Annotated in this window: 17 protein-coding genes; 8 read left to right on the top strand and 9 right to left on the bottom strand. The window is 40.7% G+C overall.

All coding sequences use genetic code 11. The features are described from left to right. Positions 1 to 33: 33 nt before the first annotated feature. Positions 34 to 1,533: a catalase KatX gene (gene katX, locus NST01_RS19200; RefSeq protein ID WP_230677060.1), complete on the bottom strand. Its 1,500-nt coding sequence runs from the start codon at positions 1,531 to 1,533 to the stop codon at positions 34 to 36. Positions 1,534 to 1,729: 196 nt separating this feature from the next. On the opposite strand from katX, the gene NST01_RS19195 reads away from it, so the two are divergent. The 3 genes from NST01_RS19195 (at position 1,730) to NST01_RS19185 (ending at position 3,879) form a co-directional block, all read left to right on the top strand. Continuing rightward, positions 1,730 to 2,377 carry a hypothetical protein gene (locus NST01_RS19195; RefSeq protein WP_212339410.1) on the top strand — a complete coding sequence of 216 codons (648 nt, stop codon included), beginning with the start codon at positions 1,730 to 1,732 and terminating at the stop codon, positions 2,375 to 2,377. Between the two features lie 149 nt (positions 2,378 to 2,526). Then, positions 2,527 to 3,021, top strand: coding sequence for an RNA polymerase sigma factor (locus NST01_RS19190; protein WP_007497431.1), 495 nt, complete (start codon positions 2,527 to 2,529; stop codon positions 3,019 to 3,021). Next, complete coding sequence (locus NST01_RS19185; RefSeq protein WP_212339401.1) at positions 3,022 to 3,879, top strand: DUF3298 and DUF4163 domain-containing protein; 858 nt, start codon at positions 3,022 to 3,024, stop codon at positions 3,877 to 3,879. A 47-nt stretch (positions 3,880 to 3,926) separates the two neighbouring features. Here NST01_RS19185 and NST01_RS19180 read toward each other — a convergent pair whose 3' ends face one another. After that, a complete protein-coding gene (locus tag NST01_RS19180; RefSeq protein WP_206114136.1) occupies positions 3,927 to 4,853 on the bottom strand; it encodes a manganese-dependent inorganic pyrophosphatase in 927 nt (308 codons plus the stop codon). A gap of 303 nt (positions 4,854 to 5,156) precedes the next feature. Between NST01_RS19180 and NST01_RS19175 the strand changes: the two genes are divergently transcribed. Genes NST01_RS19175 through rplI form a run of 3 tightly spaced genes read left to right on the top strand, consistent with a single transcriptional unit; the run spans position 5,157 to position 8,550 of the window. Beyond that, positions 5,157 to 6,104: a YybS family protein gene (locus tag NST01_RS19175; protein ID WP_025208334.1), complete on the top strand. Its 948-nt coding sequence runs from the start codon at positions 5,157 to 5,159 to the stop codon at positions 6,102 to 6,104. A gap of 20 nt (positions 6,105 to 6,124) precedes the next feature. Further along, a complete protein-coding gene (locus tag NST01_RS19170) occupies positions 6,125 to 8,104 on the top strand; it encodes a DHH family phosphoesterase (protein ID WP_017359884.1) in 1,980 nt (659 codons plus the stop codon). Beyond that, positions 8,101 to 8,550 (top strand): 50S ribosomal protein L9, encoded by a 450-nt coding sequence (gene rplI, locus NST01_RS19165; RefSeq protein ID WP_007497423.1) that lies wholly within the window; start codon positions 8,101 to 8,103, stop codon positions 8,548 to 8,550. Before NST01_RS19170 ends, rplI begins: the two co-directional genes overlap by 4 nt. 40 nt (positions 8,551 to 8,590) lie before the next feature. Here rplI and NST01_RS19160 read toward each other — a convergent pair whose 3' ends face one another. The 7 genes from NST01_RS19160 to NST01_RS19130 form a co-directional block, all read right to left on the bottom strand. Beyond that, positions 8,591 to 9,805, bottom strand: a complete 1,215-nt coding sequence (locus NST01_RS19160) for a CynX/NimT family MFS transporter (protein WP_017368453.1) — start codon at positions 9,803 to 9,805, stop codon at positions 8,591 to 8,593. 22 nt (positions 9,806 to 9,827) lie between these two features. Continuing rightward, entirely contained in the window at positions 9,828 to 9,971 is a 144-nt protein-coding gene (locus NST01_RS19155; RefSeq protein WP_008347524.1) for a YycC family protein, read from the bottom strand. Between the two features lie 18 nt (positions 9,972 to 9,989). Further along, positions 9,990 to 10,778 (bottom strand): alpha/beta hydrolase, encoded by a 789-nt coding sequence (locus tag NST01_RS19150; RefSeq protein WP_025208333.1) that lies wholly within the window; start codon positions 10,776 to 10,778, stop codon positions 9,990 to 9,992. An 89-nt stretch (positions 10,779 to 10,867) separates the two neighbouring features. After that, positions 10,868 to 11,833 carry an iron-hydroxamate ABC transporter substrate-binding protein gene (locus NST01_RS19145; protein ID WP_017359887.1) on the bottom strand — a complete coding sequence of 322 codons (966 nt, stop codon included), beginning with the start codon at positions 11,831 to 11,833 and terminating at the stop codon, positions 10,868 to 10,870. A gap of 98 nt (positions 11,834 to 11,931) precedes the next feature. After that, positions 11,932 to 13,557, bottom strand: coding sequence for an ABC transporter substrate-binding protein (locus tag NST01_RS19140; protein WP_212339398.1), 1,626 nt, complete (start codon positions 13,555 to 13,557; stop codon positions 11,932 to 11,934). A gap of 209 nt (positions 13,558 to 13,766) precedes the next feature. Next, entirely contained in the window at positions 13,767 to 14,648 is an 882-nt protein-coding gene (locus tag NST01_RS19135; protein ID WP_212357633.1) for an alpha/beta hydrolase, read from the bottom strand. Between the two features lie 738 nt (positions 14,649 to 15,386). After that, positions 15,387 to 16,244, bottom strand: a complete 858-nt coding sequence (locus NST01_RS19130; RefSeq protein WP_017359891.1) for a hypothetical protein — start codon at positions 16,242 to 16,244, stop codon at positions 15,387 to 15,389. A gap of 109 nt (positions 16,245 to 16,353) precedes the next feature. Here NST01_RS19130 and NST01_RS19125 point away from each other — a divergent pair, with 109 nt between their 5' ends. Together NST01_RS19125 and dnaB are read left to right on the top strand one after the other, a co-directional pair. Continuing rightward, positions 16,354 to 17,310: a DUF4885 family protein gene (locus NST01_RS19125; protein WP_129548008.1), complete on the top strand. Its 957-nt coding sequence runs from the start codon at positions 16,354 to 16,356 to the stop codon at positions 17,308 to 17,310. Between the two features lie 286 nt (positions 17,311 to 17,596). Then, a complete protein-coding gene (dnaB, locus tag NST01_RS19120) occupies positions 17,597 to 18,961 on the top strand; it encodes a replicative DNA helicase (protein WP_003214779.1) in 1,365 nt (454 codons plus the stop codon). Positions 18,962 to 18,995 lie beyond the last annotated feature (34 nt).

Raw genomic sequence — 18,995 nt, 5'->3', positions numbered from 1 at the left:
AGAATGCAGCCACTCCGCTGCATTCTTTTTTCATTAATAAGGATCTGAAGGGGTGCTGTTGTTGATCGCATCGTTGACAGCCTGTGCCGCGCCTGTTGATCCAATTGGTCCGCTTGGCTCCTCTTGTTTGAAGGCTTTTAAGCCATCGGCCACACGTTTTCCGTAGTCAGGATCAGCTTTTGTAAAGTTTTCGATCATTTGGTCTTGGATGTCTTTTTGGCAGGTAGCTAAGGTGTTGACTAAGTTTTTAATCAGTTCCTCACGTTCCCAATCATTGAAGCGGCGATAGGTTTCTCCCGCTTGTCCGAAATTGTTCGGGCGGTCAATGGCTTCTCGTTTGACTTCACCCTCTACAAAAGGCGTATGATCCTTTCCATCTTGCTGCGCTTCTTTTAATCCCCCTAGAATGGACGGTTCATAATTCACATGGGGGTTTTGTCCTTTTCCTTGATCCACATGATATTCCATTTGCCCATCTCGCTGATTGGTGGCAACATGCTTTTTCGGTGCATTGATCGGCAGCTGTAAATAATTTGGCCCGACTCGATATCGCTGCGTATCAGAGTATGAGAAGGTACGTCCTTGCAGCAATTTATCATCTGAGAAATCTAATCCGTCTACAAGAACCCCCGTTCCAAAGGCAACCTGTTCCACTTCTGCAAAATAATTTTCTGGATTTTTGTTTAGCACCATTCGTCCGATCGGTTTCCATGGATAGTCATCCTTGTACCAGAGCTTTGTCGGATCGAGTGGATCAAAGTCTAGATGGGGGTGGGTGTCATCTTCCATGATTTGAGCGTATACTTCCCATTCAGGATGATCCCCTTGTTCAATGGCTTCATATAAATCCTGTGTGGCATGATTAAAGTTTTCCCCTTGAATGGCTTGGGCTTGTTCTTGTGTCAGGTTGCGAATCCCTTGCTTCGGTTCAAAGTGATATTTGACCAGTACTGCTTTTCCTTCATGATTCACCCATTTATAGGCATGGACGCCAGAGCCTTGCATGTGCCGGTATGTGGCGGGAATGCCCCATGGTGAGAAGAGAAATGTCACCATATGTGTTGCTTCAGGTGATTGTGAAACGAAATCAAAAATGCGCTCGCCATCCTGACGATTTGTGACAGGATCAGGCTTAAAGGCATGAACCAAATCAGGGAATTTCAAAGCATCTCGAATAAAGAAAATTTTGAGGTTGTTCCCAACGAGATCCCAGTTGCCGTCTTCTGTATAAAATTTGATCGCAAATCCCCGCGGATCGCGTAAAGTTTCTGGTGAATGTCCGCCGTGAATAACAGAAGAGAATCGAACGAAGACAGGGGTCTTTTTTCCTTTCTCTTGAAATAATTTGGCTCTTGTATAAGTGGAAATGGGTTCGTCACCGAATGTACCGTAGGCTTCAAAGTATCCGTGTGCGCCGGCACCTCGTGCGTGAACGACACGTTCAGGGATGCGTTCACGATCAAAATGACTGATTTTCTCTAGGAAATCGTAGTTTTCAAGCGTAGTCGGCCCTCTATTCCCAACGGTTCTCATGTTTTGATTATCTGTTACCGGGTGACCTTGTCGATTCGTCAAGGTTTCTTCTGACTCTGAAGATGATGTAGGCTGTTGATCTTCTTTCAAGGTAGAATCCCTCCTTCAATATCTCCCTAACAATATGGTCATGTTGCGCCCTATTTCATACAAGGATTGATATAATGAGTGAAAACTTTTATGAGGAGCGGACCTAATGATTCGATTACACTGCCTTCACGCACATCCATCTAATATTTCTTACATTGACGACGCTTTCTATGACACAGGATTTGATCTGCATCACATCGTCGATTCAACCTTTATGGAACGAGCCAAACAAGATTCCGCATTTGATCTTGAGCAGCAGCAAACCTATGCCATCAACAGACTCATGCAAGAAGGAGAGGCTGATCTTGTTTTATTAACGTGTACACAATACATTGCGGCTTTGGGGGAGCAGCAGCACCTGTTCAAACAACCAATTGTTCCGATAGATGAGCCGTTATTTGAGCAGATTTGTGAGCGAGAGGGTCCGCTTCAGCTTGTGTTTTCAAACCCAGATACAGTAGAAGGAACGATGAAGCGACTGTCTTCATATGCAAAAGAGAGGGGAAAGCAGTTGAAGGCAGAAGTGGTTGTGCTAGAGGATGTCTTTCATCTTTGCTTGAACGGTGATATACAAGCCTATCATGAGCGAATTATGGAACAGTTAAGGCAGCAGCATGGAGATATTTGTGTGATGCAGCTCTCGATGGTTCACGCTGCAAAGCAGGTGGAGCAGGAAACAGGAGTGTCCATCATTCATCCGCTATCACCACTCAAACCATTTGTTTATCAAAAAATAACGGCTTTAAAAGAGTGAACCCGTCAGGTTCGCTCTTTTTGTATAGAAACGTAAATGGGATGACATGTTAAAAAAATAATGGAGCGCAAACTATTTTTAACAGGTGCGCGTCTATCCAATGTAAGAAATAACAGATGCGCATTTAAGATAAAGGAGCTCTTTGTAAAATGAAGAAACGAAAGATTGATGATCAATTTGCGGATTACGTAATGGAGCATAAACACAGTTTTTATCGATTGTCCTATAGCTATGTCAAAAACCCAGAAGATGCGATGGATGTCGTTCAAGAGGCGATTCATAAAGCACTCAAATCTGTTCACCGATTAGAGGATGCGACTAAGATGCATAGCTGGTTTTATAAAATCGTCGTAAACGCTGCCCTCGACTTTTTACGAAAGAAGAAGCGTGTGCAAGTGACAGACGATGACACGCTTGAATTTTTATCACAGGGTGAATCGGATGTCTATGAGGATCAAGATGTCAGACGGGCGATAGAAGATTTGCCGGAGATGTATCGGGTCATCATTATATTAAGATTCTTTGAGGATTTAAAGCTAGAGGACATTGCTCATATTCTTGGAGAAAATGAAAACACCATTAAAACAAGATTATATAAGGCGTTGCGGCTTTTAAAAGTAGAATTATCGCAGGAGGAAATATAAATGGATAAGCATTTGGAACAGTTAAAAGAGGAATATTTAGAAATCCCTATTCCCCTGGAATACGATGCTATGGTTGAACGGACATTAAAACGAAAAAACAAGAAACCTCATTTTCAGAAATGGACGATCGGACTTGTTGCTGCGGCTGCTTTATTTGTCACCACTGTAAATGTCAGTCCGCAGGCAGCAAGAGCGATTTCAGAAGTACCCATCATTGGAGAGCTTGTGAAAGTCGTGACGTTCACAGAATTTAAAAAGAGCGATCAGGGAACAAATATTGATCTCAAAACACCACACGTTTCAGGGCTTGGGGACGGAAAATTACAAGACAGCCTGAATCAAAAATATTTAGCTGAAAACAAAAAGCTGTATCAAGATTTTGAAAAGGAAACAAAGGGTTATAAAAATGGTCATTTGAGTGTAGAGAGCGGATATGAAGTAAGAACAAATAATGATCAAATTCTTTCACTAGGTCGATACAAGGTGACAACTCAGGCTTCTGCGGCAGAGGAAATGACATATGATACGGTGGATAAGAAAAACCATGTACTCATTACATTACCAAGTCTGTTTAAAGATGACCGTTATATTGATGTGATTAGTGAAAATATTAAAGAACAAATGAAGAAACAGATGAAAGAGGATTCAAATAAGATTTACTGGATGACGAAGCAAGATACGGTTGATCCGTTTAAGAAGATTCAGCCAGATCAAAGTTTCTATATCAATTCAAAAGGCAAACTGGTGATTTCCTTCAATGAATATGATGTGGCGCCTGGTTACATGGGTGTAGTTGAATTCACGATTCCAACAAGCGTGCTAAAGGATATTCTTGTCAGCGATATGTACATTCACTAAAAGAAGAAAAAAGACTGCTGAACATGTCAGCAGTCTTTTAGTGTTTATTATGAAAGTGCGTCTGTCAGTGCAGGTACAACTTGTTTCTTTCTTGATACAACACCTTTTAGTAAAGCAGTGTTGTTTTCAAGTGTGACATGAAATGCTTTTTCTACTTTTGCTGCTTCAGCACCAAGGGCAAGCGCAAGAGAGTCATTTTCTAGAATGTCTGTGATCACTAAAACAAATAGATCAAGACCTTTCGCTGCGATGACTTCATTGATTTTTGCTTCGATGTCAGCTTGTCTTGCTGTTACTTCAGCGATATCAACTGTATTAACTTGTGCAATTTCGACTTTGCTGTTACCTAGTGCAAATTCTTTTGCATCCAGTGTGATTAATTCTTGGACTGTTTTTTGGCTTAGGTCAGCTCCTGCTTTCAGCATATCTAAACCATATACTTCAGGGTCTACTCCTGCGATTTTTGCCAGTTCATGCGCAGCATCAACATCCTGCTGTGTGCATGTTGGGGATTTGAATAGCAAGGAATCAGAAATGATCGCAGACAAAAGCAAACCAGCGATTTCTTTTTCAATTGTGACTTGGTGCTCTTTGTACATTTTGTTTAAGATCGTTGCTGTGCAGCCAACTGGCTCAGCACGATAGTAAAGAGGTTCACTTGTTTCAAAGTTGGCAATACGGTGATGGTCAATGACCTCTGTCACTTGTACTTGATCAATATCGCTTACACTTTGTTGGAATTCGTTATGATCGACAAGAATGACTTGTTTTGTTTCGTTTGCAGCCGTTTCAATGAAACGAGGTGCTTCTTGTTTAAAGAAATCTAATGCGTATTGTGTTTCTCCATTGATTTCTCCAAGTCTGACAGCTTCTGCTTGAACGCCAATTTTGTTTTTCAGATCAGCGTAAGCGATAGCAGAGCAAATCGTGTCTGTGTCAGGGTTTTTGTGTCCGAATACGAGTGTTTTTCCCATGTGAATTCTCCTTCTTACTTTTATTGATGATGTTTCTATTCTAACAGCTTTTGACCTTGAATTCAGGGTTTATAGCTAAGAATAATCTAAAAAATTGTAACATGCTGTCTGAAAAGTTGCATGTACAAGACGATCTAAGTTGTTCCACGTGAAACGCTCTTGGAATAGCCTGCATTTTACTTGCGATTTGCGGCTATGGTAAAATAAAGGTTGGGTCAAGATATGACGGAGCGTACATCGTACGTATACATAGAAGTACACATTGAGCAAGATATAGAAAAATGATTGGATTGAGGTGAAGGTGTGAAACAAACAAAAGCGTTAGTAGAAGGCGCTATCATGATCAGTATTTTTGCGGTGATGACGCTGTTTTATTTGTATGTGCCACTTTTATCCATTATTTTCTTCATGGCTGCTCCAATTCCGATCATTCTCTATACAATCAGGCATGGCTTGAAAAAAGGAATTGCGGCTGGCGCTATTGGCATAGTGATCAGCTTTTTAATTGGGTCTATTAATGGGCTGTTAAGTGCGCCAATGCTGATTGCTGTTGGAGTAGGTATGGGTGTTTTCTACAGCAGGAGGCAGCCAGGTCAGGCGATTATTACGGGTGCGCTGATCTACTTATTCAGTTTTCTCATTTACTTTGTTGTCAGTGTCCAGCTGTTTCAAGTAGATATACTGGGTGTCGCAAAGGAATCAATTGACCAAATCATGCCGATGGTAGAGAGTACCTTAAAACAATCAGGCGCTTCTGATCAGGACATAGCAAAACAACTCAAGCAGTTTAGAGAGATGCAGGATACGGCATTAAATTCTTTACCTGTAGCGCTTTTGATTTTTGTCACGCTGATGTCTTTCGTCAATCATTGGTTTGTTCGGCCGTTGATCAAACGGTTTGTTCCAGACATGCCAGCTCTTAAGAAATTTAAGGATATGCGACTGCCAAAAAGCATGGTATGGTATTATTTACTCACACTGCTTTTGATGCTGATTCAGCCGGAGAAAGGCAGCTTTTTATCGCTCGTGCAAACGAGTGCTTTTCAAATTTTATTTATACTGGTGCTTATTCAGGGCTTTTCTTTTATCTTCTATTATTGCCACGAAAAAAACATCTCAAAAGTGGTACCCATTTTTGCCGTCGTATTGACGATTCTCTTTCCGCCAATCGGTGTGATTGTGCGTATTATAGGGATTGCTGACATAGGCTTTGATTTAAGAGAAAAAGTAAAAACAAATAATTCACTCTGAATGTTGAGGAGTTGATATCAGTGCCAAGCTTCTATCGAAAACCTGTCATCAAGTATCCGATCTTCGCGTTAATTGTTCTTGCGGTGATCACAGTCCTCCTCAACCTTTATTTTAATTGGATCATAGGAGCGGTTGGTCTTTTAGTCCTTGCGGGTGTGCTCTACTTTTTAAAGTGGGCAGATACGCAGGTGCAAAAAGAGATTGATTCATATATTTCAACATTATCCTATCGAGTCAAAAAGGTTGGAGAAGAAGCATTAATGGAGATGCCAATTGGTATTATGCTGTTTAATGACCAGTATTATATCGAATGGACCAATCCATTTCTCGCTTCGTGCTTCCATGAAAGCACACTTGTCGGCAGATCCTTGTATGATACATTTGAATCCATTGTGCCTCTTATTAAACAAGAGGTTGAGACAGAAAATGTGACGCTGAATGACCGGAAATTCAAAGTCATTATTAAACGGTCAGAGCGCCTTTTATATTTCTTTGATGTCACGGAACAAGTGCAGATTGAAAGACAGTATGAAAATGAACGAACGGTGTTATCTTATATCTTTTTAGACAATTATGATGATGTCACACAAGGTCTCGATGATCAGGTGCGCAGCGCGATAAATAGTGAAGTCACATCGCTGTTAAACAATTGGGCACAAGAATACGGCATTTTCTTAAAAAGAATTTCATCTGAACGATTTATGGCGGTATTAAATGAGAGCATCTTAGCAGAGCTTGAAGCGTCGAAGTTTTCCATTTTAGACGAGGTTCGTGAGAAAACAGGGGCACATAGCGCCACGCTTACCCTTAGTATTGGAATCGGTGCGTCTGTTCCTTCTTTAAAAGAACTTGGCGCACTTGCGCAGTCGAGTCTTGACCTTGCCCTCGGACGGGGCGGAGATCAGGTAGCGATTAAACAGCCGAATGGGAAAGTGAAATTCTACGGTGGGAAAACCAATCCAATGGAAAAACGGACACGAGTACGCGCACGGGTCATTTCACATGCTTTAAAAGAAATTGTATCTGAAAGCGGTAATGTCATGATCATGGGGCATAAGTTCCCCGACATGGATTCTATCGGTGCCTCGATCGGGATTTTAAAGGTTGCTCAGGCGAATGGAAAAGAAGGTTACATCGTCATTGATGCCAACCAGATTGGGGATAGCGTTCAACGCTTAATTAGTGAAATTAAAAATTATGAAGAACTTTGGTCCCGTTTTATCACGCCTGAGGAAGCGATGGAGCTTGCAAAGGATGACACATTGCTTGTGGTCGTAGATACACATAAACCGTCCCTTGTGATGGAAGAACGACTGCTAAATAAGATCGAAAACGTCGTTGTCATTGACCACCATAGACGTGGTGAGGAATTTATCCGTGATCCTTTACTTGTCTATATGGAGCCGTATGCTTCATCTACAGCAGAACTTGTGACAGAGCTGTTAGAGTATCAGCCGAAGAAATTGCGGATTAACATGATTGAAGCCACAGCACTTCTTGCTGGGATCATCGTGGATACGAAGAGTTTCTCCCTCAGAACGGGGTCAAGAACGTTCGATGCAGCATCCTACCTTCGTGCAAAAGGGGCAGATCCTGTCCTTGTGCAAAAGTTTTTGAAAGAGACAGTCGATCATTACATCAAACGGGCAAAGCTCATTCAGCATACAGAGCTGTATCAAAATCAGGTAGCGATTGCTTCCTTGCCGTCTGACAGGTCTGAGTATTATGATCAAATTACGATCGCACAAACGGCTGATTCTCTCTTGTCGATGAGTGAGGTTGAAGCATCATTTGCTGTCGCAAGGCGAGATGACGATACGGTTTGTATTAGTGCAAGATCGTTAGGGGATATCAACGTTCAAATTATTATGGAAGCATTAGATGGTGGCGGTCATTTAACTAACGCTGCGACCCAGATTTATGGTATAACCATTGAAGAAGCGGTAGAGAAGTTAAAAGCTGCCATAGACGAATATTTCGAAGGAGGGGTTCAAAGATGAAAGTCATCTTTCTAAAAGACGTAAAAGGCAAAGGGAAAAAAGGCGAAGTCAAAAATGTAGCTGACGGATACGCTCACAACTTTCTCATCAAACAAGGGTTAGCTGTTGAAGCAACTCCAACGAACCTAAGTGCATTGGAAGGGCAGAAAAACAAAGAGAAAAAGAATGCCATCCAAGAGCTTGAGCAAGCGAAACAATTAAAAGAAACACTTGAGGCGCTGACAGTGGAACTCACTGCTAAATCAGGTGAAGGCGGTCGTCTATTTGGATCGATCACAAGCAAACAGATCGCTGATAAATTGCAAAAAGAACATCAAATCAAACTCGATAAGCGTAAAATCGAGTTGAATGATGCCATCCGTGCGCTAGGATACACAAATGTACCGGTGAAGCTTCACCCAGAAGTACAAGCAACATTAAAGGTGCACGTCACAGAACAAGCATAAACAGAAAAGAACCCGTCTCCTCGTGAGACGGGTTCTTTGTTTATGATGGATCTGAAATATAGACGCTTCGTCCAGCACGCATACCGGATATAAACATGAAAAATAGGACGATGATAAAGATGATAATGGCTGGCGTCCATGTATGTGTCACATCAAAAAGGATACCGATCATGAATGGACCAACAGCGGCTAATAAATAACCGAGTGACTGCGCCATTCCAGAGAGGGCAGCTGCTTGTTCCATATTGGTTGTTCTTAATCCAATAAATGTGAGGGCAAGACTGATACTGGCCCCTTGTCCGACGCCGATGAATAGCACAGAGATGACAAGAATAGGCGTCGATCCTCCGAGAAGGAGACCAATCATGCCGAGTAAATACACAAGGACAAGGCCGACGACAAGCGGTCTTTGCGTTTTTAATTTTTCTGCAAAAACGGGCGTTAAGAAGGTCGATGGCAGACCAGTGAACTGCATAATGGACAGCATCCATCCCGCTGTCGCTAAGTTCATGCCATGTGATGTTAAAATATCAGGAAACCATGCGATACTGCTGTAGAAAAGGAATGATTGCAAGCCCATAAAAAAGGTCACCTGCCATGCGACACGTGAACGCCATATTGGCTGCTCTTTGAGTGAAATGCTTTTGACAGCCGCTGTGTTCTGATGAAGAAGCTGCGGCGCCCACACCATCATCGCAAGAAGGGCAAGTCCGGCCCAGACAAGGAATGATGTATTCCAGCCGCCAGGCATTGCATGACTGAGCGGAACGCTGACACCAGATGCAAGTGCAGCAAAAACGGACATCGATGTCGTATACACGCTTGTCATTAATCCAGCATGTGCAGGGAATTTATGTTTCACAAGTCCAGGTAAAAGCACATTACAAATCGCAATCCCGACGCCGACTAGCGCCGTTCCCATCATTAAAAAGGTGATGCTACCAAATGAACGAATGACAATCCCAAAGAGCAGGACAGCAAGCCCAAGCCAAAGTGTTCGTTCATTCCCAAGACGTTTTCCGATTTTAGGTGCAATAGGAGAAAGCAATGCGAATGAGAGCAGTGGTAATGTCGTGAGGAAACCAGCAAGTCCATTTGAAAGCTGTAAATCAGAACGAATGGCACCGATCACAGGACCAACAGACGTAATGGCTGGCCTCAGGTTAAAGGCAATGAGTAAAATCCCAGCAATCAGCAAAATGGTTTGCCCTGTACTGCGAGGATGAAATGTTGATTTTTCTAGTTGTTGTTCCATGAATGTAAACTCCTTTATTTCTTTAAGAACGATCTTTCTTCTGTTCAAGCTCCGCTAATTTAGCTAATAAGATGTGCTGCGGCATATGCATGATTTGCTCTAACGGTACATTGAGTGATGCAGCAAGCTTTTGTGCGGTATCGGCTGAGATTTGTAAAGGTCTCATGCGCAAATCCCTCCTCTTTCAATCTATACGTTCCAATATACCATATCGACTTTGTGACTTGCTGATAAAAAATTTGGGTTTTCTTTTATAAAACCACTTGATGGCCGATAAGAAATTTTTTTGAAATTGTTTCAGATGGTGGCCCTCTCCTTGTTCAATGTGAAAGTGAAGCTTTCGTTCCTGCATCCCTTTCTGTAATAAAAGATCATGGAGTTGTTTGTTGAATAAAGGCATGTGCTGTTGGGCAGATGTTTTGCCTTTCCCTTCTTCACTGCCTACAGACAAATAGACAAGGTGGTCCACAGACTGAATGCTTTGTTGTTTAGCAAACGATAGAAAATCTTGATACCAAAATGACCCGGAGAGGGACGCGATGTTTTTAAAAAGGTCAGGGTACATGAATAAGGTATAAATAGCAAAGAGTCCACCTAATGAAGCACCTACGTGGCTATGTTCATGACCGGTCTGTTTAACTGGGTATTCTCTTTTGATATATGGAAGCAAGTCATTTGCTAAAAATGACACATATGTCTGTGCCTCACCTTTAAAGTCAGGGAATCCAGAATGCAGTGATGATGCTTTCCATGGTGTATATTCGTCAAGTCGATTGAAGGGGTGTATACCGACGATGATGATTGGCGAGATGGTTTTGGCTTCAATCATGCTTTCGATCTCTAGCAGGTGGGTTCTAAACAAAGAAGAGCCATCTTGTACAAAGACAGCTGGAACATCAATAGAGGTGTCTGGTGGAAGGTAAATATCAAGCTGACGCCCGTTCAATTCGTCATATAGAAACGTTCCGTTCATGTGTATTCTCTCCTTCAAGTTTTCAAGCTCCGCTGAAAAGAAGAACAAAGGACTAAAATGTTTAGCCCTTTGTCAAGATGCGCATCTTTTTAGTTGGTTTGATCTAGCCATTTGACAGCCTGATCAAGGAAGGTGGTTTTGCTTAGTGCTGTTCCTCCCTGAAGCATAGGATCAACGACATTTTCATTGATGTGTCCATTTTTCACAGCTTTTAGGCTGTTCCAAATTTTATTTCCCTCTAAGTCCTTCAATGCATTTGGATTCGATGAGTTTTCCTCTTGGGAGAATTGAACAAAGATATAATCAGGATTGAGTTCACCTAGGCGTTCCAATGAAATCATTGCTTGTGCTTTGGCTTTTTTGATATCACTTGGTGCTGTAAATCCTAAGTCCCCATATAAAGTAGAGTTGAAGTATACGTCTTCAGGGTACACGTACAGGTCGCCCTGTCTAATGCGTAAAATGACAGCTGTTTTGTTGTTGCTTTTGTCTTTCAGGGTTTCTTTCGCTTGTTTGAGATCTTTCTGATAATCAGAAATGATGCTTTTCGCTTCTTCACTTTTTCCAGTCAGTTCACCGAGTAATAAAAGGTTGCTTTCCCAGTCGGAAGAGACATGTGATACTGGGATCGTCGTTTGAACTTTATCTAGTTTTTTAATTGTTGCAGGCGGGAACTTGGTTGATCCGAGTATCACGTCTGGTTTTAGTTTTAAGATTTTTTCTAGGTTCGGTTCTGTTTTTTCCCCAATGCCTTCTGTTTTTGCTGTAATGTCTTTAAATAATTCAGGGAAAGTGCCGCCGACAGTAGAAGCACCAATAGGCTCGATACCAAGTAGTTTTGCATCTTCCATCGATTCTAGGCTTCCAGCAATGACGACTCTTTTCACTGGTGTTTTGAGTTTGTACGTTTGATCTAAATATTTGATGTTTGTTTCTGCTGCTTCAGCTGACTTGCTTTTGGTTGTGTTTGAAGCCGGTTTATTTTCTGCAGCACCACAGGCTGCTGCGGTGATCGTCATGATACAAAGGATAAGCAATGCGAACCATTTTTTCATTTATTTTCTCCTTTAACTGATAATTGTTCTCAATTAAAGATTGTAGTAGTCATTCGTCCTTTTATCCATAGACAATGATCTGTCTAGTGATGGACTTTTTACGGAAAAAAAGATAAAAGGTCCTGAATGACTCGTTGATGACTGGCTGCTGTGTATTCACGCCAAGGGTCAGAAGCGAGTGGATAGACGGCTTGTTGCGTCACAGCCTTGAGATTTTGCCAAGCCTCCTGTTGCTTTAACTTTTGATAAAAAGCAATGGTTTTTGGTTCTTTATGCAACAAGAGGAAGATGGCATCTGGGTCTAACTGCTGTATAGAGTGAATGCTGATTTTTTTTTCGATGAGCTGTCCATCATTCTGAAAAGCTGGTAGAAGGCCAATGTCATGAAAAATTACTTCTGACATGGTGCGATTGACAGATAAGTAGAGCTGATCTTGAAAGATACGAAGAGGCAGGACGGTTCTTGGTGGATGATCAATAACGCATGCCTTTTTCGCTTGATTAACGAGTTTTTCGTAATGAAACAGCCATTCTTCTGCTTCTCTTGTTTCGTTTAAGAACAGAGCTATTTGTCTGAATTGAGTGCGCCAATCCAATTGTGTGAATGGAGCAAAGTGCACAGGACAGATGGTTTTCAACACTTGTTTTTCTTCCTCTGTCACATGATCATTTGCAATGATCAGCTCAGGTTGTGCTTCCTTCAATTGCTGTAAATTGGCTTCAGCGTGTTCGTTGATACGATGTGCACTCAGATGAATCGGAATTTCTTCTGCATAATGCTCAAAATCATGTGCTGTCCATTTAGGGTGAAGAGGGGCAGCATATGGGATGATATGAATGGGTGTGAGCTGCCCGAGTATGGAATGACCATAGGCAGCCATTTTCCGTTGACGGCTTTTCATATAAGCAGAAGGAGTGATACCCGTTTTTTTCTTAAAGATGCGGCTAAAGTAATAGGGGTCTTGATAGCCGATGTCCTGTGCAATGTCTTTGAGCTTTGCATGACCTTTTGCCATGAACTGTTTGGCTCTAGCCAGTCTTTTCTTGGTGATATAATCAGTGACACTCACATCAAAATGCTTTTTAAATAACTCGCTGTAATGATTGGCGCTGATACCAGCCATATGAGATAGACTTGTAAGGCTGAGAGGTTCTTCGGAATGTTGATCGATATATTGTTTTGTTTTGAAAAGGGCGTGTGTTGTGTCACAAATGTCTTCTTTATGCAGTGTGAAAAGCTGCAGGATGAGCTGTTGAAAAAGGGTTTGGCTTCTAAAAAAGCTAATGGATTCAGGTTTTTGCCATTTTGCTGTCATGTCGGACAGTAAAGAATGAATGTGTTCAATCGAGCTAATATCGATAAATTGCCATACATTCAGTAAAGATCGGGCTTGTTCAGTTGATACTTCTTCTATGCTTTGACCTTGTGGCGTGTACATCTGAAAGCGAAACAGATAGAGCTCGTGTTTTTGATGTGGCTCTGTTTTCAACATAAATGTTTCCCCAGGCATCATCGTATAGAGTGTCAGATTTTTCAATCGCCATCTTTGATCATTCAATGTAAGTAAACCGCTGCCGCTTATGTTAAAGAGGAGGCAGAAAGTATCTGAAAACTGCTGCTCCGTATGTGGAAGATCTGCATTATTTATTTTTTCAGTATATGTTAATCGATAAATGCATTGTTCAGCATTTACCTTTGTACATAATTGATGATTGTTTCCCATAAAACCACCTGATCTCTTATTAATTGATAAATATTCTCAATTGAATTGTATCAGAAAGAGCTGGAAAATGGTGTGTTTATTCTGTCAAAAAAGCACCCTGATGGAGATCAGGGTGCGTAGGGTGTAGAGAAATACTTGCATTCGTTGTCCGTCCTGCGCCTGTGATAAGGGCAATCTTTTGAGATAGATCACTATATTTCGTGTGTTCACTAGCTTTTTTTCATGTCTGTGGTTGTTAAAGGATCATCATGATAGAGTGCAAAACGAAAAGCATAATTCATCAGCACCGGCAAAACGGACGTATGTCCTTCTTCAGGGAACTCGTGATAGGCAGTATGCAAGCCGTATGACGATAAAGGCAACATACGATTTGCTAGTGAATTGGCATGATCATTCATTTGACATGGATGATGTTTTTCTAACTCACCTACACCTACAAGTAGCCTTACATCCATAGGCACTTGACGGATGCGGCTGGTAAATTGGTGTTCTTTTTCTAGAAATAATTCTTTGTTCCAGTGGATAGAAGGACTGCCCGCAATATATGTCTGATAAGCGTCAGGGTGCTCAAATAGTGTGTGTAATACAAAAAGCCCGCCAAGAGAATGGCCAAATAGTGTTTGACGACTCTGATTAATCGGAAAGCGCTGCTCAATGTATGGCTTAACCGTCTTTTCTAAAAAAGAAAAGAAAGCAGAGGCGCCGCCATATGTATGGATGGAGAAGTCCTTTCTTTTACCTCCAATGGAAACGTCAGGGCCGGTAAGAGTGAGATCATAATGCCTAAGCGGATGATAGGGCGCTTCTGTCTGATAGCCAATTCCAACAATGATAGCAGGTACGACACCTGTTTTTTCAGGTCTTCTTGACTGTAAACGGATGGCTTCGACCATTGTGCCAAAAAGTGAATTCCCATCAAGCACGTACATGACTGGAAAACCAGTTTCGGGAGGAGTGGTATTCGGTTTAAATATAAAAAGTCTGTATGGGTGTGTTGTGATATCTAGTTGCTCCGTCCCATGTATAAAAAAAGGCCGGCTTTCTCCAAAAAGTGAATCATCAGTACCCATTCCTTCAGTGCGTTTGGCCATATGTGAAAAATCCCCTTTCTCAAATTGACCTCATATGATGATAAAGGCAGGCTTGCGGATATTGGATGAGTGTAGTAATAAAAATTTAAATGAAAATGATTCTCAATTATCACGCAAGCAAATCAAATGATAATGTTTATCAATTAGGAAGTCAAATGTTCATAAAGTTGTATAATCGATAATTTGATCTAAATATTCAGAAAATAAAGGACTAACTAACTACCAAATGATTGGAAATAGAGAATGCCGGATTTTGTCATTAAAACAGAGTAGAAATGCCAAAAAACCTTGACAGTCTCAAAAATTTACCATTTTCTTCTGTTTGAATCAGGATTAAATATAGGTTTTTCTTCTTGAAATAATTTTGAGAAAAATAAGTCTATAGACCTTCTTGTGTTTTTAGAAAAAAAGAGGTGGGTTTTGGGGAAAGTTAGTGTTTTTAATTCACAACTTATTCAATATCATGCTTAAATTCATAGACAATTTGAAGACAAGATCGCAGGGAATGTAGGTAGAATGAAACCCCCATTAGGAAAACTGAGGCTAAATCTGCTTGAAAATCAGCTCAAGCTGAAAAATACGTTTACAGTGGCGAAATATCATGAAGTGAAGCAATCATGACAAGCACTGTAGAGTGACGAAATAACATATATCATCAAAAATGAGGCAATAAAAAAAGTAAGGGATGTGCCCTTACTCTTTGATCAATTGGTGTACATATCTGTTAACATCATTCACTTAAAATCCATCTGTGACATCATATTCGTAACGGATATCGGCTTTGACATTGCTCATAGTAGATCTCGCGGTAGCTTTTGCGTTGTACTTAAAGCTCCATTTTTGAGCGACTCTTAATTGATCATCCAGAGATATACGATAAGAACCACTTGTTGCAGAGGAGAAAAGTGATTGATACCAAATGTTACTTTCACTATCCATTAATTTGTGTGTGACATTCCCTTGGTTAGGTGTTTGAGTGCTAGTTGTCGTAATCGATTTAACGATTGCACTTTTAGGAATAGAAGAATTATTCGTTAAATCCATTGTAATGACAGAAGAATCAACTCCTAAAAAATTTAAAGAAGAATTCCCCAAGTTTGTAGCCGTCCCCGTAAAATTGAATGTCCCATTTCCAGATTTAATACGATCTTGAATGGAAACAGTAAAATACATATTCCCAGTATATGTACCACGGGTCACTTTCACAAAATAAGTTTCTGAAGTTGAAGTCACGTCACCAGTATTTGCAAAAATAAAGGGCGTTACTGAATCAGGATTAATGACTCTAGACCTCCCATCAGAATTTTTTGAATTATACACCTCGATTTTCATACCCGTATATTGCTTATTATACGAACTTCTGACATAAACTCTTTCACCTTTATTGATCGTAAACTGATAATACGCTTCATTTTCACCTTCAGGTAAGATTGTCGTGTCTGAACGACTATTTTTCCAATATCCCATTGAACTTGCAGTGTTAGGACTGTTATTCCCCGTAATTGCTGCTTCTGCTGACGTAGGTGCGAAAAAACTAGTAACAAGCGCCAATAATAATGCTGGTAATAATAAACGTTTAAAGATAGTATTTGTCATATATTAACCCTCCTTGTAATAATTACTATATCGACATTAAACTAACAAATTTTAACTGAAATGCCGATATATTTAATAATCACTATTTTCTTAAAAAAGGAGAATCAAAATGAATATTAATACGTCATACACAGCCAGTTCTTCGAACAATTTGAACCAAATAGACTCTAAAGGCCAATCAGCTATTAAAAGTACAAACGAAGTGATGACCGAATCTGATAGACGAATGAAAATATTAGATGAAAAATACGAAAAAATAAATGAACAAAATAAACGATTTAAAGATCCTCATGGTCATATATACGATAAGTATCGAAATCAACACTCCCCTTATTTCAGAAGTGATTTAACCAAATCGGAAAGAGAAGCAGCTTACTCTATTGAGATTGGTTGGGCTAATAATGGAACAGGAGGACATTATAATTCTAATGATGCCGCCTTCCGTAATGAAAAACGGTACGATCCTACCCAAGAAAGTGTAGAAAAGAAACTATTAAATCGTCAAAAGGTGAATGAACAACTGCAAGCTTTGTTTTCTACCAATGGTTTGAACATTCCTAAAAACGCCAATTTAACTTTTACCATTGACCCAAATCATTTCAAATTAGTGGTGAGTGGATCAACTGATGAATCACTGATCAACCAAATAGAAGACATATTAAATACAAGCAACAATACAAGAGAACTATTTTTCCATATTATGAAAAGTAGAAATGATGATTCGACTCAATTCACGCCGGATTCACTTGCAAAGTTCCACCTTGTCAATCAAATCAAAACGGTGACAGGCTACAATTTAAAAGATTTAAGCATTGTAAACGGTCAATTTGTAACGGATACCGGAGCGAATATTTTCGATATCTACAAAGAAGAACTTCTGAAAAATCCATACACAGCAGAAAATGCCCGCATTGCTGCATCACATTATGGTGCACAGCTCTTTGATCTAGCGAAGAACGGGTATGATTCTATTCCTGATTTGGTGCTATCTATTGGTTATGAAAACGGGTCTTTATATGATATTGGACAAAAGGTGAATTACGGAGTTAAGAAAACGATAGATTAAAAAAACGCACCTGATATTTGCAAGGTTTGATCATGTGCGTGTACATGCCGTGTTAGAATATCAATCACATGTTTGAACAACAACAGCTACAAATCCCATAAGCGATACAAAGGACTCTATAACAATTTATGTTACAGAGTCCTTTCTATTTGAAGTGTGTTGTTTCGCTGTTCAATGAAACAGCCACATGGTAATTTTGACTATAGTTGATGTTTTTCACTTTTTTATTGATGAAAATGTTAAAATGATGAGTAGCGTATTTTTTTATGAAAGGACGGTGCTTGGCATGACGGAACTTCTCGATGACCGGCTGCCGCCGCAAAATATAGAAGCCGAGCAGGCCGTATTAGGTGCTGTTTTTTTAGAACCATCTGCGCTAACGCTCGCTTCTGAAGTATTAATTCCAGAGGATTTCTATAGAATGTCGCATCAAAAGATTTACAATGCGATGCTTGTACTTGGTGATAGAGGGGAACCGGTTGACCTTGTCACGGTGACATCAGAACTTGCCAATACAGACTTACTAGAAGAGGTAGGCGGGATTTCGTATTTAACAGATATTGCGAACTCTGTCCCAACTGCCGCTAACATTGAATATTATGCAAAAATTGTAGAAGAAAAATCCATTTTAAGACGTCTGATCCGTACAGCGACAACCATTGCACAGGATGGATATACGCGTGAGGATGAAGTAGAAGATCTATTGAGTGATGCTGAAAAAACCATTATGGAAGTGGCTCAGCGTAAAAACTCAGGAGCTTTCCAAAACATTAAAGACGTTCTTGTTCAGACATATGATAATATTGAACAGCTTCATAATCGAAAAGGTGATATCACTGGGATTCCAACGGGTTTCTCAGAGCTTGACCGGATGACAGCTGGCTTCCAGCGAAATGACCTGATTATTGTAGCGGCTCGTCCGTCCGTAGGGAAAACAGCCTTCGCGTTAAATATTGCACAAAACGTTGCGACCAAGACAGATGAAAGTGTCGCCATCTTTAGTTTAGAGATGGGCGCTGAGCAGCTGGTCATGCGTATGCTTTGTGCCGAGGGAAATATCAATGCACAAAACCTAAGAACCGGTAACCTCACAGAAGAGGACTGGGGTAAGCTGACAATGGCGATGGGTTCGCTATCAAACAGTGGGATTTTCATTGATGATACACCTGGCATTAGAGTCAGTGAAATTCGCTCGAAATGCCGCCGTTTGAAGCAAGAAAACGGGCTTGGTATGATCCTGATTGACTACTTACAGCTCATCCAAGGGAGTGGCCGATCAAGCGATAACCGTCAGCAAGAGGTATCTGAAATTTCTAGGGCTTTAAAGTCACTAGCAAGAGAACTTGAAGTGCCAGTCATTGCCTTATCACAGCTTTCTCGTGGGGTAGAGCAGCGTCAGGACAAACGTCCGATGATGTCTGATATTCGTGAATCAGGAAGTATTGAGCAGGATGCCGATATTGTGGCGTTCCTTTATCGTGATGATTACTATGACAAAGAATCAGAGAATAAGAACATTATTGAAATTATTATTGCGAAACAGCGTAACGGTCCAGTTGGAACGGTATCACTGGCTTTCGTGAAAGAATATAACAAATTCGTCAACTTAGAAAGAAGATTTGACGATGCGGGTGTTCCGCCCGGTGCTTAAAGCCCAGCTCAAGAAGCTGGGCTTTTTTTGATCC

This window comes from Bacillus sp. FSL R7-0166 (assembly GCF_038008935.1).
Taxonomy (GTDB): Bacteria; Bacillota; Bacilli; order Bacillales; family Bacillaceae; genus Bacillus; species Bacillus altitudinis.
This window is presented reverse-complemented; position numbering and strand designations above follow the sequence as displayed.